We start from the raw sequence: 15,317 nt of genomic DNA, 5'->3' as shown, positions 1-15,317 counted from the left end.
TTCGATCGAGGTCCGCATGCCACACCGCCCGCCGGCGGGCGACGACCGCCCGCTCCTCCTCCTCGTCGCGAGCAGCTACCGGGTCTACCGCGCCTACATCCTGGAGTCGGTGTCGGCGCGGTACCGGCTGTGGCTGCTGAACCCGGCCCCGCCCACCTGGGAGGACCCCTACATCGAGGGCCACACGGTGGTCGACTGCCTCGACCTGGACAAGCTGACGGCCGCGGCCCGGGAGGTGGCCGACCACCACGAGGTCGCCGGGGTCTACTGCTACGACGAGGTCTATGTCGAGACCGCGGCGCACCTGAGCGGCGCGCTCGGGCTCACCACCTTCACCCCGGACGCGGTCGCGCGCTGCCGCGACAAGAGCGCGACCCGCGAGGCGCTGCGGAAGGCCGGGCTCCCGCAGCCGATGTCGAAGGCCGTCTCGTCCCTGGACGCGGCCCGCGCGTTCGCCGCCGAGATCGGCTACCCGCTCATCCTCAAGCCGCGCAACCTCGGCGGCAGCATGGGCGTGCGCAAGGTCGAAGGGCCGGAGGACCTGGACGAGGCGTACGCCCTCACCGACGGGGTCCGGATGGGCGGTATCCGGCAGTTCGAGGACTACGTGATCGTCGAGGAGTTCCTCGAGGGTCCCGAGATCTCCGTCGAGTGCGTGCTGCACCGGGGCACCTGCACGCCGCTGATCGTGGCGCGCAAGGTCCTCGGGGAGGGCGGGTTCGCGTTCGAGGAGGTCGGCCATGACGTGGACGCGAACGATCCGCTGCTCTCCGACCCGGTCGTGCACGACCTGGCGCGCCGCGCGCACGAGGCGGTCGGGTTCGCCGACGGCTACACCCACCTCGAGTTCAAGCTCAGCCGCGGCGCGATGCACGTCATCGAGATCAACGCCCGGCTCGGCGGCGGGATGATCCCGCACCTGGGCCGGCTGACGTCCGGTGTCAACGCGCCGCTCGCCGCGGCCGACGCCGTCGCGGGCCGGGCGCCGGAGGTGGCGCATCCCGGGCCGCTGCTCGCCGCGTCGGTGAGGTTCGGCTATCCGCCGTACGACATGGAGATCACCTCGGCGCGGGTGCATCCGGAGTTCCTGGTGCCGCCCGTCGTCGAGCTGGAGATCGGGACGCAGCCCGGCGCGCAGGTGCGGCTGCCGCCGCGCAGCCTGGCCCGCAGCGGGTACGTGATCGCGGTCGCCGGGACGCTCGCGGAGAGCCGCGCGGCCGTCGCCGACACCGGACGGTTCTTCACCTTCGCCGGGACCCCGCTGGAGCCGGCGCCGTGAGCCCGGCGAAGCCGCAGCAGGCCGAGCCGCATCCGACCATCCTGGCCACGCTGCGGGAGATGAGCGGGCCGGTCCGGATCCTGGTCGTGGGCAACCTGATCAGCAATCTCGCCGCGTTCCTGAACGCGTTCCTGGTGCTGTTCCTCACCAAGCGGGGCTTCAGCGTCGGGGAGAGCGGCGTCGTCCTCACCGCGCTGATGGTCGGCCGGATCTCCGGGTCCGCGGTCGGCGGCGCGGTCGCGGACCGCGTCGGCTACCGGTGGGTCATCGTCGGCTCGATGGCGGGGACGGCCGTCCTCACCGCGGCCCTGGTGCACGTCCCCAACGTGTGGGTGGCCGTCGTGGTGGCGTGCGGGGCGGGGCTGACCGCGAACGCGTACCGGCCCGCGGCCATGGCGTGGGTCGTGGAGCTGACCCCGAAGGACCGGCACGTCATGGTCTTCTCGATGCTGCGGCTCACGTTCAACGTGGGGGCGACGGTCGGCCCGCTGGCCGCGGCCCTCCTGCTGGCCTACGCGTCCTATGACCTGCTGTTCTACGTCGACGCCGCCGCGTCGCTGGCCTTCGGCATCGTCGCCTTCGCGGCGCTCGGCTCCGGCCGCGACGCGGGCACCGGCGCCGAGGCCGGGAAGGCCGCGACCGGCGGGGAGCGCCCCGGCTACCGGCACGTGCTCGCCGACCGGCGCTTCATGCTCGTCGTCCTCGGCCTGTTCCTGACCGCGATCGCCTACATCCAGAGCTCGGCCGCGCTGCCGCTGTTCGTCAAGGGGTCGGGCCACAGCGAGCAGGTGTACGCGATCCTGCTGGCCGTCAACGGGTCCATCGTGATCGTGTGCGAGGTGCTGCTGTCCAAGTGGACGCAGCGGCTGCCGATCGGGGTTCCGATGGCGGCCGGGATGGCGGTCCTCGGGATCGGCCACCTGATCTTCGTCGGGCCCACCCCGGTGGCGATGCTCGTGTTCGCGACCGTGGTGTGGACGTTCGGGGAGGTCATCGCCGCGCCGTCGATGATGGCCTATCCCGGCCTGGTCGCCCCGCCCGCCCTGCGCGCCCGCTACATCGGCGCGGCGACCGTACCGCAGCAGATCGGCTACGCCGTCGGCCCCTTGGTCGGCACGGCCGGGTGGCACGCCTGGGGCTCCGGCGTGTGGGTGCTCACCGGAGGCTTCGCGGTGGCCGCCGCGGTGCTCGTCTCGGCGGGCGCGGGGCTGCGCTGCCGGGACACCGGGCCGGAGCCCGCCGAGCCCGCGCTGGCCACCGCCGACACCGAGTGAGGACCGGGCCCCGTCACCAACAGACCAACCGGAATCGAAGGTGAACGTCATGGACAGACCAGTCGTCGCGATCGTGCAGCCCTTCACCTCGGCGGCGATGATCGCGCCCGCGCTGCGGGCGGCGGGCCTCAGCCCGGTGGCCGTGCTGGACTACGCGGTCCCGGCCTGGGCGCCGCTGCACGCCGCGCACGAGCCCGGCAACTTCGACGCGATCATCAACCATCACGGCGACCTGGCCGAGACGACCGGGCGGCTCCGGGCGCTGAACCCGATCGCCGTCATCCCCGGCCTCGAGTCGGCGCTGCACCTGGCGCAGGAGCTCTCGGACGCCCTGACGCCCGCGTCGTCCAACGTCCCCGGGCTGGTGGACGCCCGGCGGCACAAGTACCTCATGCACCAGGCCGTCGCCGCCGCGGGCCTGCCGGTCCCCCGGCAGATCTGCACCCGCGACGCCGACGAGGCGGCGGGCTGGATCGAGCGGGAGGGGCTGACCGGTGCGAACCTGGTGATCAAACCCCCGGCCAGCGCGGCCACCGTCGGGGTGAGCCTCGCGCCGGGCGGGCGCGGCTGGCGCGAGCAGTTCGAGGCGCTGCTCGGCACCCGCGACAAGCTCGACGAGGTGACCGACGAGGTGCTGGTCATGGAGCATCTCACCGGCACCGAGTACGCCGTCGACACCGTCAGCCACGACGGGCGGCACTCGGTCACCGACATCATCAAGTACAAGCGGATCCCGTTCGGCGAGGGCATCGCGGTCTACGACAGCGTCGAGTGGCTGCCCTACGACCGCGACCGCTACGGCGACCTGATCGACTACGGCCTCGGCGCGCTGGACGCGGTCGGGCTGCGGAACTGGGCCGCGCACACCGAGATCATGATGACCTCGGACGGGCCCCGGCTGGTGGAGGTCAACGCGCGGCTCGCGGGCGCGGGCAACCCCGCCGTCACCGAGATCGCCACCGGCGGGAGCCAGGTCACCCGGATCGTGGACGTGTGCCGGGGGCTCGGCGCCGAGATGCCGCCCGGGTACACCCTCCGGCGCAACGTCATGGCGGTGTTCCTGATGTCGCACTCGACGGGGACCGTGCGCAACGCCGAGATCTACGACCTGGCCCGCGAGCTGCCGAGCTACCACTCGCCGGTGCACGTCGTGCGGACCGGCGACCACGTCGACGCCAGCACCGACCTGCTCGCCAGCATGACGATGGGCTACATCATCCTCGCGCACGAGAGCAGCGACCAGATCCACGCCGACCGGGAGGCCGTCCGGAAGATCGAGAAGGACCTGATCGTCACCCCGGACGCCTGACCACCACGAGGAGGAGGCCACCGATGGTCACCCAGAAGTACCTGGACGCCTGCACGACGGACGGCGGCCTGCGCGGCGTCATGGCCGACACCGAGCTCCCCGAGGTGTTCGGCCAAGCCTGGCGGGACTACCTCCTGCCGCGTCCGCTGTTCTGCGCGGAGGACCGGATCCGCCGTGCCGCCGCCGACGTCGCCGGCCTGTTCGACCTGATGGCGTCGCTGCCGGACCGGCTCTTCGGCGGCGACGTCCGCAAGTACTGCGCCGCGATCGGCGCCGACGAGCGGCGCGCCGAGCTGATGCTCCGGTTCACCGACCGGCCGCACCTGTACGGCCGGGCCGATCTCCACGACGACGGCGCGAACTTCCGGCTGCTGGAGTTCAACGTCGGCAGCGAGCTCGGCGGCGTCGACCTCAGCGAGGTCAACCGGGCCCTGCTCGCCACCAAGCCGTTCGCCGGGTTCGCGGCCGAGCACGGCCTGACGCACGTCGACACCCCGGCGGCCATCGCCGCGCAGCTCGCCGAGGCCACCGGGAAGGAGGCGCCCGTCGTCGCCACGCTGGAGGCCATCGGCGGCATGCCGGCGTACGAGTCCCTGCACCGTTCCTTCCAGGAGACCATGAGCCGGTACGGCGTCGAGCTGGTGTACGGCGAGCTCGACGAGGTGCGGGTCAAGGGCGGCCGGGTGTACGTGCAGGACCGGCCGATCGACCTCGTCCTGCGCTACTTCTCGGTCAACCAGCTGGTCGGGGACCCGCGCAACGAGGAGTACGCCGAAGCCGTCATGCGCGCGCACGAGGAGGGCGACGTCGTCCTCTGGACGCCGCTGAACAGCGCGATGCTCGCGCTCAAGAGCTGCCTGCCGCTCGTGTCCGACCCCGGTTTCCGGGCCGACCTGTCGGCGGACGAGAACGCGCTGATCGACCGCATCCTGCCCTGGACGCGGACCCTCACCCCGGAGCTCGTCGACCGCGTCCGCGCCGAGCGCGAGCACATGATCCTCAAACCGTTCGCGGGCCTGTCGGGCCGGGGCATCCGGGTCGGCTGGGAGCAGACCGACCGGGAGTGGGCCGAGACGCTCGCCGGCTGCGACGACGGCTACATCGTCCAGCGCCGCGTCGACCCCGTCCCGGAACCGGTCATGGACCCCGAGACCGGCGTGGTCGAGGACTGGCGGGCCGTCTGGGGGATCTTCGCCTTCCCCGCCGGGTACGGCGGTGTGTTCTGCCGGGCCGTGCCGCCCGAGGCGGGTTCCGTCGTCAACCTGGGGAGCAAGGGCGCCAAGGTGACCTCGGCGTTCCACTACTGACACAGGCCCCTCGGGCACTCCCCCATGAGGACGGACGAGCGGACCGCTCGTCCGTCCTCTGCGCGTCGGGGCGTCCTCGGCGTGGGCTTCCGGGAGGGCGGGCCGGGAGCAGGTCGGTCACCTGACGGTCTTTCAGTTCTGCCTCCATGGCGCTAATCTGACGGCCAGTCAGAAACGGGCGGTCCGGTGCCGCCCGTCCGGCCGGCTCTCGGAGGCGTGGTCCCGATGGAAACTCACACCCGGCCCGACGCGCCACTCGCCGGGGTCCGGATCGTCGAGGCGTCGATGCTCGGGCCCGGTGCCGTCACCACGCACCTGGCCGACCTCGGCGCCGACGTGATCAAGGTCGAGCCGCCGCGGGGCGACTACCTCCGCGAGACGACCTGGCCGCTCGTGGCGGGGGTGTCGCTGATGCACCTGCACATCAGCCGGGGCAAGCGCAGCGTCGTGCTCGACCTGCGCACCGCCGAGGGGCGGGAGGTCTTCCTCGACCTGGCCCGGGGCGCGGACGTCGTGGTGGAGGCGATGCGGCCGGGCGGCCTGGAACGCCGGGGCGTCGGACCCGAGGTGCTCAGCAAGGTCAATCCGCGCGTCGTGTTCTGCGGCATCTCCGGGTACGGCGAGACCGGCCCGTACCGCACCCTGCCGGCCCACGGCGTCGCCTTCGACACCTGGGCCGGGCTCGTCCGCCCGGAACCGGCCGGGGACGGCCACTGGGCGATCCCCGAGCACCCGTCGACGGGCATCAACGCGGGCCCGCTGTTCGCCGCCCTCGGCATCCTCGCCGCGGTCATCCGCGCGCGGGCGACCGGGGCCGGAGGGCGGCTGGAGGTCGCGCAGTCGGACGCCGCCGCGTCGATGGACTGGCTGCGCAGCGAGACCTGGCGGGCCTACGAGCGGCCGGAGAGCGAGGTCACCGGCAACCGCACCGACGGGTACCGGCGCCGCGAGCCCGGGACGGCCGGCATGCGCGACGGGGTGCGCTACCAGTTCTACGCGACCGCGGACGGCCACATCCTGCTCATGGCCTCCGAACGCGAGCTCTGGCGCAACTTCTGCGTCGCCGTCGGCCGCCCGGACCTGTTCGACCGGCATCCGGGTTCGCGCTACGCCGACCACGCCGTCGGCGACACCGTGCTGCGCGCCGCGCTGACGGAGATCTTCGCCGGCCGCGGCAGCGCCGAGTGGCTCGCGTTCGGGGTCGAGCACAACGTGCCGATCGGGCCGGTGAACACGCCCCGGACGCTGGCCGCCGACCCGCAGTTCCAGGACCGCCTGCCCTGGCTGCCGGCCGAGCGCCTCGGCACCGACCAGTTGCCGAGCCCGATCAGGTTCGTCGGCGAGGAGACCCGGGTCCCCGGCCGCGCCCCGGAACTGGGCGAGCACACCGGGGAGATCCTGCGCGAGGTGCTCGGCTACGACCCGCCGACGATCGCGCGGCTGCGCGAGTCCGGCGCGCTGGGCGCACCGGGCGGACCAAAGACACCGGGCGGACCGGACGCGCCGGGCGGCGCGCCGGGCGGCTCCGGCACGCCCGGCGGCTGACATCGCCGGGAGACGGCCCACGTTTTCTATTGCACAGATCTGACGACCCATCATATTGTCGCTTCCACTGCGTCCTTGGAGGTGAGACCATGGAACTCGCCCAAAATAGAACGGGTTCTACGATCCCACGGCACGATTCGGAGCCACCGCCCGCCGCGATCAGCGCGACCGGTGTCGAGCGCCGGTTCCGCCGTGGCCGCGCGGACGTGCACGCCCTGGGGCCGATCGACCTCGACATCGCGGCGGGCGAGTTCTGCTGCCTGGTCGGACCGTCCGGATGCGGCAAGTCGACGTTCCTGCGGCTGGTCGCCGGGCTCCTGCGGCCCAGTGCCGGACGCCTGGAGATCCGCGCCACGGCCCCGAATCCGGCCGCGATGATCTTCCAGGACTACGGCATCTACCCCTGGAAGACCGTGCTCGCCAACGTCCGGTTCGGCCTGGACGTCCAGGGCGTCCCGCGCAAGCAGGCGACGAAGCGGGCCCGCGACTGGCTCTCCCGGATGGGGCTGACCGACTTCGCCGACGCCTACCCGGCCTCCCTGTCGGGCGGCATGCGGCAGCGCGTGTCGATCGCCCGCGCCCTGGCCGTGGAGCCGGAGATCCTGCTGATGGACGAGCCGTTCGCCGCGCTCGACGCGCAACTGCGCACCATCCTCCAGGAGGAGCTGCTGGCGATCTGCGAGGCGGACCGGCGCACCGTCCTGTTCGTCACCCACAGCCTGGAGGAGGCCATCGTCCTCGGCGACCGGGTCCTGGTGATGAGCGCCCGCCCCGGCCACGTCCTGGCCGAGCGCACGCCCCCGTTCGGCCGTCCCCGCAGCGGCGACGTCCGGCACTCGCCCGAGTGCGCGGAGCTGAAGGCCGAGCTGTGGGACCTGCTGCGGGGCGAGATCGAGCCGGCCGGAGGTGGTGGGAGATGACCGAGCAGCGGGCCTTGCCGAAGGGGCAGGGCGAAGAACGGATTATCGTACGCGAGCCGGGACCCGCGGAGCGGTCCCCGGCGAGCGCGGCGGCACGCCGGCGCACGCTGGAGCTCGGGCTGGCGATCACGGTCCCCGTCGTCCTCATCGGGCTGTGGCAGACCGCCTCGGACCAGGGCTGGATCGACGCGCGGCTGTACCCGTCGCCGACCACGATCGTCGCCAACGGGTGGGACCTCGCCCTGGACGGCAAGCTCTGGCCGGACGTCTGGGCGACGACCCGCCGGGTCGTCCTCGGCTTCCTGCTCGGCACCGGCATCGGCGTGCTGCTGGGCCTGGTGATGGGCACCTCGCGGACGGTGCGCGCCGCGCTGGAGCCGTTGCTCGACGCGCTCTACGTGGTGCCGAAGCTGGCGCTGCTGCCGATCTTCCTCAACATGTTCGGCCTGGGCGAGGGGCCGCAGCTCGCGCTGGTCGCCGCCACCGTCTTCTTCTTCGTGTGGATCTCCACGATGTCGGCGTTCCTGGCCGTCCCGGAGGGGTACCGCGAGGCGGGCACGGTCTTCGGGGCCGGCCGGTGGCAGATGTTCCGGCACGTGCTGCTGCCCGGCGCGCTGCCCCAGATCCTGGTCGGCACCCGGATCGCGGCGGGCGTGTCCGTCCTGGTCATCGTGGCCTCGGAGTTCGTCGCGGCGACCGAGGGGCTGGGCTATCTGATCTTCAATTCGCGGGCGCTGTTCCAGAACGACGTGATGTACGTCGGCATCGTCTGCGTCGCGGTGCTCGGCGTGATCTTCTCCGAGATCATCCGGTTCCTCGGCCGGCGGCTGACCCCCTGGGCGCCCGATGACCGGGATCGCGTCCGTACCTGACCAGGCGTTTCGGTGCCGGAGGAAAAAAATGAGACTTCCCGTATTCGTTCCGATCATCGCCACGATGGCGCTCGCCGTCGGCGCGTGCGGCGGAGGGGGCGCCGTCAGCGCCGACACCCCGCGCGAGGTACGTCCGATCACCCCGGTGGAGGGCTGCGGCCCGACGGCCTGGAGCGATCCAAGCAACCTCGCGCCGGACCGCGAGCCGGCCCGGTGCAAGCCGGGCGCGCCCGCGCCCAAGCCGCTCGCCAAGAAGACCAAGATCACGGTGTCGTCCAGCACCGGGTCGGCCGAGTTCGTGGCCACGCTGCGGCTTGGCATCGCCAAGGGCGAGTTCGCCAAGGAGAACCTGGACGTCGACTTCAAGCAGCTCGGGGTCGCCGACTCGATCCCGCTGCTGGCCAAGGGCGACCTCGACGCGATGTGGTCCGCGCCCGAGGCGGCGTTCTTCAACGGCCTCCAGCAGAAGTTCGAACTCCGCTGGGTGCTGGGCAACTACTCCTCCAACCCCGAGTCCAAGTCCGGGCTCTGGGCCCGCGCCCCGAAGGGCACCGCGCCCGGCTCCATCCAGCTCGGCAACGCGCAGGTGGGCACGCTCATCGGCAAGGGCAGCGTGATCACCTATCCGATGAGCCAGGTGCTGGGCCGGCACGGCACCGACCTCAAGAAGGTGCGCTTCACCAGCCTGACCGGGCCCGCCGACACGGTGACCGCGCTGGAGAACGGCGGCGTGGACGCGGCGTGGGTGGTCGACCCGGTCTGGAAGCAGGTGGAGGGCAATCCCGGGGTCCACTTCCTCGGCGGCCAGCCCCTCGGCGAGCCGCTCGGCGGCATGATCTACGGGCCCGGCATGCTGCGCACCAACCCGGACGCGGGCGTCGCGTTCGTCCGCGCCCTGGTCCGGATCGTGAACACCTACTTCGACGGGGACTACAAGAAGAACACCGCGTTCGTCGGGGAGGTCGCGTCGAGCCTCGGCCTCAAGCCGGAGAGCCTGACCGCCGTCCCGGCCCCGGTATGGGACTGGGAGATCCGCAAGGGCACCACCGACCGGTTGCAGCGGGCCTTTGTCGACGGCGGCGCCCTGGGCAAGGCGGTGCCCGAGTCCGAGGCCGTCGACCGTACCTTCTACGCGGAGGCCGTGGGCCACAAGCCCTGACCCAGCGCCGCACACCAAACGGCACCGCACACAAGGCACGACACGACACAGCACAGCACGGCCCCGGAACCGGGAACGGTTCCGGGGCCGTGCGGCGTTCCGGGGTGCGCTCAGACCAGGTCGAGCTTGAGCATCCGGATCGCGTTGCCGCGCGTGATCTTGTAGACGGTCTCGGCGTCCAGCCCCTGGAACATCTCCTCGGCCACCTTCTTGGTGTGCGGCCAGGTCGAGTCGGTGTGCGGGTAGTCGGTCTCGAAGGTCACCCGGTCGACGCCGATCCGGTGCAGCGACTCCAGGCCGTGCACGTCGCGGAAGAAGCAGCCGTACACCTGGCGGCGGAAGTAGGCCGACGGCGGCTCCGGGATCGCGTCGCGCACGCCGCCCCAGGCCCGGTGCTCCTCCCACACGTCGTCGACCCGCTCCAGGACGTAGGGCAGCCAGCCGATCTGGCCCTCGGAGTAGGCCAGTTCCAACTGCGGGAACCGGACCAGGACCCCGGAGAACAGGAAGTCGCACAGCGAGGCCATCGCGTTGTTGAACGAGAGCGCGGCGGAGACCGCGGGCGGCGCGTCGGCGGAGGTGGCGGGCATCTTGGACGACGACCCGATGTGCATGCTCACGACCGTGCCGGTCTCCTGGCAGGCGGCGAAGAACGGGTCCCAGGCGCCGGAGTGGACGCTCGGCAGCCCGAGGTGCGGCGGGATCTCGCTGAAGCAGACCGCGCGCACCCCCCGGGCGGCGTTGCGGCGGACCTCCTGGGCCGCCAGCTCGGCGTCCCAAAGCGGGATCAGGCAGAGCGGGATCAGCCGTCCGCCCGAGTCGCCGCACCACTCCTCGACCATCCAGTCGTTGTAGGCCCGCACGCAGGCCAGGCCGAGCTCGCGGTCCTTGGCCTCGGTGAAGGTCTGCCCGCAGAAGCGGGGGAAGGTGGGGAAGCACAGCGAGGCCTCGACATGGTTGAGCTCCATGTCCGCGATCCGGGCCTTGGGGTCCCAGCAGCCCGGCCGCATCTCGTCGTAGGTGATGGGGGACATCGTCATGTCGTCGCGGTCGAACCCCACGGCGGCGACGTGGCGCTTGTGGATGTAGACGAGGTCCTCGTAGACCCAGCAGTCGGCCTGCGGGCCGTCGTCGTCGAAGGTCTGGCGGTAGGTGCCGCCGCCGATGTGCTCGACCTCGCCGATGCCGCGGCGCTCGATCCGCGGGCCGCGGTCGCGGAGCCTGGCGGGCAGCCAGGTCTGCCAGACGTGCGGCGGCTCGACCACGTGGTCATCGACGCTGATGATCTTCGGTAGCTCGCCGAAGGACAGGCTCATGATGCACATCCCAACTCATCTGACGGGTCGTCAGATACAAGGTAGTAGCGCGTCGCCGATTGCGGAAGACGGTCGGCGGGCCGAACTGACGGGGCGTCAGCTATCTGGTGGTGACGGCCAGCGCGTCGAGCGCGACGGCACCGGTGGGGAGCACGGCGAGCGGGTTGATGTCCAGCTCGGTGAGCACGCCGTCGAGCTCCAGCCCCATCCGCTGCACCTTCATGATCACCTCGACCAGCGCGCCGACGTCCGCCGCCGGCCGGCCCCGGGCCCCGCCCAGCAGCGGGAACCCGCGCAGCCCGGCCAGCATCCGGTGGGCCTCGGCGGCGTCGAACGGCGGCACCCGGAACGCCACGTCCTGGAACACCTCGACGAAGACCCCACCCAGACCGGCCATCACCGTGGGGCCGAACAGCTCGTCGTGGGCCAGGCCGACGACCGTCTCGACGCCGCCCCGCACCTGCTCGCAGACCAGCGCCGCGTCGACCCCCTCGTGCTCGGTGACCCGCCGGTACGCCTCGCGCACCTGCGCCGCCGACCGCAGGTTCAGGTGCACCAGCCCGAGGTCGGACTTGTGCGCCACGTCCGGCCCGCACCCCTTGAGGACGACCGGGAACCCGATCGCCGCCGCGGCGCGCACCGCCGCCGCGGCGCTGCCCGCCAGCTCCTCGCGGGGCGTCCGGATGCCGTACTCGCGCAGCAGCTCCTTGGCCGTGTGCTCCGACGCGGGACCGGAGGCGAGCAGCCGCCGCGCCCCGACGGCGGCCGGCGAGGGAGTGCGCGGCGCACCGGGGAACGGGGACCGGTACCGGCCCTGGAACTCGTGGAAGCCGAGGTAGGCGCGCACCGCCCCGACGCAGTTGGCGAACGTGCGGAACACCGCCAGCCGGCGCGAGCCGAGCAGGGTGTCCCGGTACGCCGGCTCGGTGCCGGCCGGCGAGCCCCACACCACGCAGATCGGCTTGTCGGTGCGCTCGGCGATCTCGGCCAGGTCCCGGGCCAGGACGTCGCTCATCGGCGGGAACGCGCCGGTGATCGGGCAGATCAGCACGCCGACCGCGGGGTCGGCCACGAGCGTCTCCAGGATGCGGCGGCCACGCCAGTCGCCGACCGGGTGGCCGCCGTTGTCGACCGGGTTGGAGACCCGCAGGTACCCGGGGATCCACTGGTGCAGCGCCTCCTGCGTCCCGGCCGACAGCTCGGGCAGGTCCAGGCCGGCCGCCGAGCACAGGTCGGCCATGTGGGCGCCGGTGCCGCCCGAGATGGCGTACACGCAGACGCCGCTGCTCACCGGCGGCTTCGCGCGGGCCAGTAGCTGCGAGGTGTCCAGCAGCTCGTCGAGCCCGTCGACCCGGGTGACGCCGAACTGCCCGAGGACCGCGGAGGCGACCGCGTCGGACCCGGTGAGCTTGCCGGTGTGCGAGGCGGCCATGGACGCGCCGTCCCGGGTCCGCCCGACCTTCACCACCACGACCGGCACGCCGCGCCGCGCGGCGTGGTCGGCGGCGAGCATCAGGGTGCGGCCGTCCTTGAAGCCCTCGACGTACCCGGCCACCGCGCCGACCTCCGGCAGGTCGGCGAAGTGCCGGAGGAAGTCGGCGAACTCCAGGTCGGCCTCGTTGCCGGTCGGCGCCCAGTGCGACACCCGGACGCCGAGCTCCTGCGCCTGGAAGACGGGGCGGCCCTGGTGCCCGCTCTGCGAGATGAGCGCGATCGCGGGGCCGTCCAGGTCCTCGCGGAACTCCTCGAACGCGTTGAGGTTGGTGTTGGGGCCCAGCACCCGGGGCCCGTCCAGCGCGAGCCGGCCCATCCGCTCCTGGGCGTCCCGGCCGTCGTCGCCGAGTTCGGCGAACCCGGACGCGAAGACCACGGCGAAGCGGGCGCCGACGGCGGCCAGCTCGTCGAGCACCCCGGACGGGTCGCCGACCAGGACGGCGGCGACGTCGATGGGCTCGGGCACCTCGGCCACCGACCGGTGGCAGGGCTCGCCGTCCACCTGGTCGCGCCCGGGGTTGACCGGGTGGACGCGGGCGCCGACGCGCTCGGCCCAGGCGCGCAGCCTCCGGTAGACGGCGGTGTTCGGCCGTCCCGGCGTGTCCGAGGCGCCGACGACCGCGAGCGTGCGCGGCCTGAAGAACACGCCGAGATCCTCGTCGCGGAGCGCCAGGACCCGGCCGCTCACGTCCCGTTCCGTGCCCTCGACCCGCAGTGGGCTGTTATCTGACATACCGTCAGTTTAACCTCAGGCGCGCTTGTATCTGATGGGGCATCAGATACAAGCGCGAAGAAGGCCGCGGCCGTCCTGGTCGGCTCGCGTGCGCGCCGCCCGGGACGGGCCCGGGGGGCCGGCTACTTGGGGGGACGCTTGCCCGACACGGCCCAGAAGACAAGCTGGGCCATGCTCTCCCGCAGGTCCTCGACCCTGATCTCCCAGGCCTCGAAGCCCCGCTGGTGGGCGGCGTTGTGCGCCAGCATCCCGACGAGCGCCCCGGCCATCGCCTCCGGGTTCACGTTCTCGGCCACCCGCCCGCGCCGCTGCAACTCGCCCATCACCTCGGCGAGCGCGGTCGTCACGTTGTTGAGCATGCGGACGCGCAGCGCGTGGAAGCGGTCGTCGCCCTCGATCGTGGCGAGGTCCACCACCCGCAGGACGGGCTCGTTGTCGCGCCAGAAGTCCAGGAACCCGTCGACCAGGAGCCGCGCCGTCTCGTATCCGGACTTCCCGGTCCACGGCTGGTCCTCGACGAGCGGGCGCAACTGCCCGCCCCCCTCGGCCATCTCGGCCGCGATGGTGAGGACGGCGGCCTCGATGTCGCCGAAGTACTGGTAGAAGGTGGCGGGCGACGTGCCGGCCCGCCGCGCCACGTCGATCACCGTGATGTCGCGGTACGGCGAGGTGGCGAGCATCTCCGTGAGGCGGTCCAGCAGCCTCTGCCGGGTGGCCTTGGCACGCCGGCCCGCGACCCTGCCGTCTGCGGTCAGCACGGTTTCTGGCATACCGTCAGTTTAGTGCCTCCCAGCGCGATCCGACGTCGCATCCGGCCGTCCCGGCGTCGGCCGCGAGGCCGGAAGCGGCCGACGGCCAAGGGCGAACGGTTGACTGTGCCGGTCTCAGGCCGTCACATGGAGTGAGCCGGAACACTCCAGGGAGATGGCACGCATGTCCACCCGAGCTCGGCCCCGACCGCACGGCCGCCGGGCCGTCCTCGCGCTCCTGTGCCTGGGAGCGGCGCTCGCCACCGTGGCCGTCCACGCTCCGTCCGCGACGGCCAAGGAGAGGGGCGCGGTCCGTCCCTGCCAGGCGCTGGGCCTCGGCCTGTCACGCTACGGGGCCGGCTCCGCCCGGCATGTGCTGTTCGCCGTCGCGGCGGACTACGGGACCACCGAGGTGGCCATCACCGAATGCACCCGGAGGGGCGTCTTCTGGAGACAGACCCTGACCGCCCCCGGGCACGTGGGCAGGAACGGTTTCGCGGAGCCGGGCGCGAAACGCGAGGGCGACGGCAAGACCCCGACCGGCTCCCACAGCCTGACCGAAGCGTTCGGCGAGGGAGATCCCGGCACCGCGCTCCCCTACCGCACGCTGCGGGAGAGCGGCGACTGCTGGGGCTCGACGATCGGCGACGGACGCTACAACCGGTACTACCCGGGCGAGTGCGCGCCGGCCGACGAGAACCTGTCCGAGTACATGAGGAGCGGCCCGTACAAGCAGGCCGTCGTCATCGACTACAACCGGCCCCCGGACTCGCCGATCGTGCAGGGGAACGGCTCGGCGATCTTCATGCACATCGGCGCGGCCCCGACCGCGGGCTGTGTCGCGCTGGCCCGGCCCGAGTTGGAGACCGTCATGAGGACACTGCACCCGCGTGACCGGATCATCATGGGCACCCGGCAGGCCCTGTTCCCCTGACGGCCGGCGCGGCGTGGCCATCGCGCCGGGGATCCTGTCGACGTTCACGAGGGCGTCACGGCTCTTCTGGACCGCGCCATTCTGAGCGGCGGGTCCGGGAGCGGTCCGGAAGTGAGAACTCGCCCATCGGGGCGGGCCCGGTTCCCTCACCGGTGACGGTGAGGGAACCGGGCCCGCCCTGCCAGGCGTCGGGTGTCAGGGGTGCGGGAGCGAGGATCTGCTGAAGACGGTCCTCGATGTAGTCGGGGGTCAGATGGCCGGTGGCCCGATCGACCAGATCCAGCACCTCGCCCAGCAGTGGCCCCGTCGGCTCCTGCCGATCATCGTGCATGCCGCCGCCGATGATCGGACCGGCCCCGGATCCGGAGTCGTCCACCTGTGGACCGTGCTGGTCACGGCCGTCGGATTCGCCACGGTCACGGTCGT

General features: G+C 72.4%; 13 protein-coding genes. 9 read left to right on the top strand and 4 right to left on the bottom strand.

The annotated features are described in order from the left end of the window. The first annotated feature begins 16 nt into the window (after positions 1-16). From QP090_RS17220 to QP090_RS17185, 8 genes are all read left to right on the top strand, one after another. A complete protein-coding gene (locus tag QP090_RS17220) occupies positions 17-1,279 on the top strand; it encodes an ATP-grasp domain-containing protein (protein ID WP_285939929.1) in 1,263 nt (420 codons plus the stop codon). Further along, positions 1,276-2,553, top strand: a complete 1,278-nt coding sequence (locus tag QP090_RS17215; RefSeq protein WP_285939928.1) for an MFS transporter — start codon at positions 1,276-1,278, stop codon at positions 2,551-2,553. The genes QP090_RS17220 and QP090_RS17215 overlap by 4 nt, the downstream gene beginning before the upstream one ends. A 49-nt stretch (positions 2,554-2,602) precedes the next feature. After that, positions 2,603-3,862: an ATP-grasp domain-containing protein gene (locus QP090_RS17210; protein WP_285939927.1), complete on the top strand. Its 1,260-nt coding sequence runs from the start codon at positions 2,603-2,605 to the stop codon at positions 3,860-3,862. A gap of 23 nt (positions 3,863-3,885) precedes the next feature. Beyond that, positions 3,886-5,169: a glutathionylspermidine synthase family protein gene (locus QP090_RS17205; RefSeq protein ID WP_285939926.1), complete on the top strand. Its 1,284-nt coding sequence runs from the start codon at positions 3,886-3,888 to the stop codon at positions 5,167-5,169. 225 nt (positions 5,170-5,394) lie between these two features. Further along, a complete protein-coding gene (locus tag QP090_RS17200) occupies positions 5,395-6,714 on the top strand; it encodes a CaiB/BaiF CoA transferase family protein (protein ID WP_285939925.1) in 1,320 nt (439 codons plus the stop codon). Between the two features lie 206 nt (positions 6,715-6,920). Then, entirely contained in the window at positions 6,921-7,634 is a 714-nt protein-coding gene (locus QP090_RS17195) for an ABC transporter ATP-binding protein (RefSeq protein WP_285939924.1), read from the top strand. After that, a complete protein-coding gene (locus QP090_RS17190) occupies positions 7,631-8,506 on the top strand; it encodes an ABC transporter permease (RefSeq protein WP_285939923.1) in 876 nt (291 codons plus the stop codon). The genes QP090_RS17195 and QP090_RS17190 overlap by 4 nt, the downstream gene beginning before the upstream one ends. 28 nt (positions 8,507-8,534) lie before the next feature. Beyond that, positions 8,535-9,665 (top strand): ABC transporter substrate-binding protein, encoded by a 1,131-nt coding sequence (locus QP090_RS17185; protein ID WP_285939922.1) that lies wholly within the window; start codon positions 8,535-8,537, stop codon positions 9,663-9,665. Between the two features lie 110 nt (positions 9,666-9,775). On the opposite strand, the gene QP090_RS17180 is transcribed toward QP090_RS17185, so the two are convergent. The 3 genes from QP090_RS17180 to QP090_RS17170 form a co-directional block, all read right to left on the bottom strand. Beyond that, entirely contained in the window at positions 9,776-10,981 is a 1,206-nt protein-coding gene (locus QP090_RS17180) for an amidohydrolase family protein (RefSeq protein WP_285939921.1), read from the bottom strand. 100 nt (positions 10,982-11,081) lie between these two features. Then, on the bottom strand, positions 11,082-13,208 hold the full coding sequence (locus QP090_RS17175; protein ID WP_285939920.1) for an acetate--CoA ligase family protein: 2,127 nt from the start codon (positions 13,206-13,208) through the stop codon (positions 11,082-11,084). Between the two features lie 122 nt (positions 13,209-13,330). After that, the gene (locus tag QP090_RS17170; protein WP_285939919.1) at positions 13,331-13,978 is read right to left on the bottom strand and encodes a TetR/AcrR family transcriptional regulator; all 648 of its coding nucleotides are present in this window, start codon (positions 13,976-13,978) and stop codon (positions 13,331-13,333) included. A gap of 163 nt (positions 13,979-14,141) precedes the next feature. Between QP090_RS17170 and QP090_RS17165 the strand changes: the two genes are divergently transcribed. Then, a complete protein-coding gene (locus tag QP090_RS17165; RefSeq protein ID WP_285939918.1) occupies positions 14,142-14,891 on the top strand; it encodes a L,D-transpeptidase family protein in 750 nt (249 codons plus the stop codon). Positions 14,892-14,946: 55 nt separating this feature from the next. Here QP090_RS17165 and QP090_RS17160 read toward each other — a convergent pair whose 3' ends face one another. Further along, positions 14,947-15,267, bottom strand: a complete 321-nt coding sequence (locus QP090_RS17160; protein WP_285939917.1) for a hypothetical protein — start codon at positions 15,265-15,267, stop codon at positions 14,947-14,949. Between the last annotated feature and the right edge of the window lie 50 nt (positions 15,268-15,317).

Source organism: Actinomadura xylanilytica (assembly GCF_030283145.1).
In the GTDB taxonomy this organism is placed as follows: Bacteria; Actinomycetota; Actinomycetes; order Streptosporangiales; family Streptosporangiaceae; genus Spirillospora; species Spirillospora xylanilytica.
The sequence above is the reverse complement of the archived record's forward strand: the minus strand, read 5'-3'. Positions and strand labels throughout refer to the sequence as shown.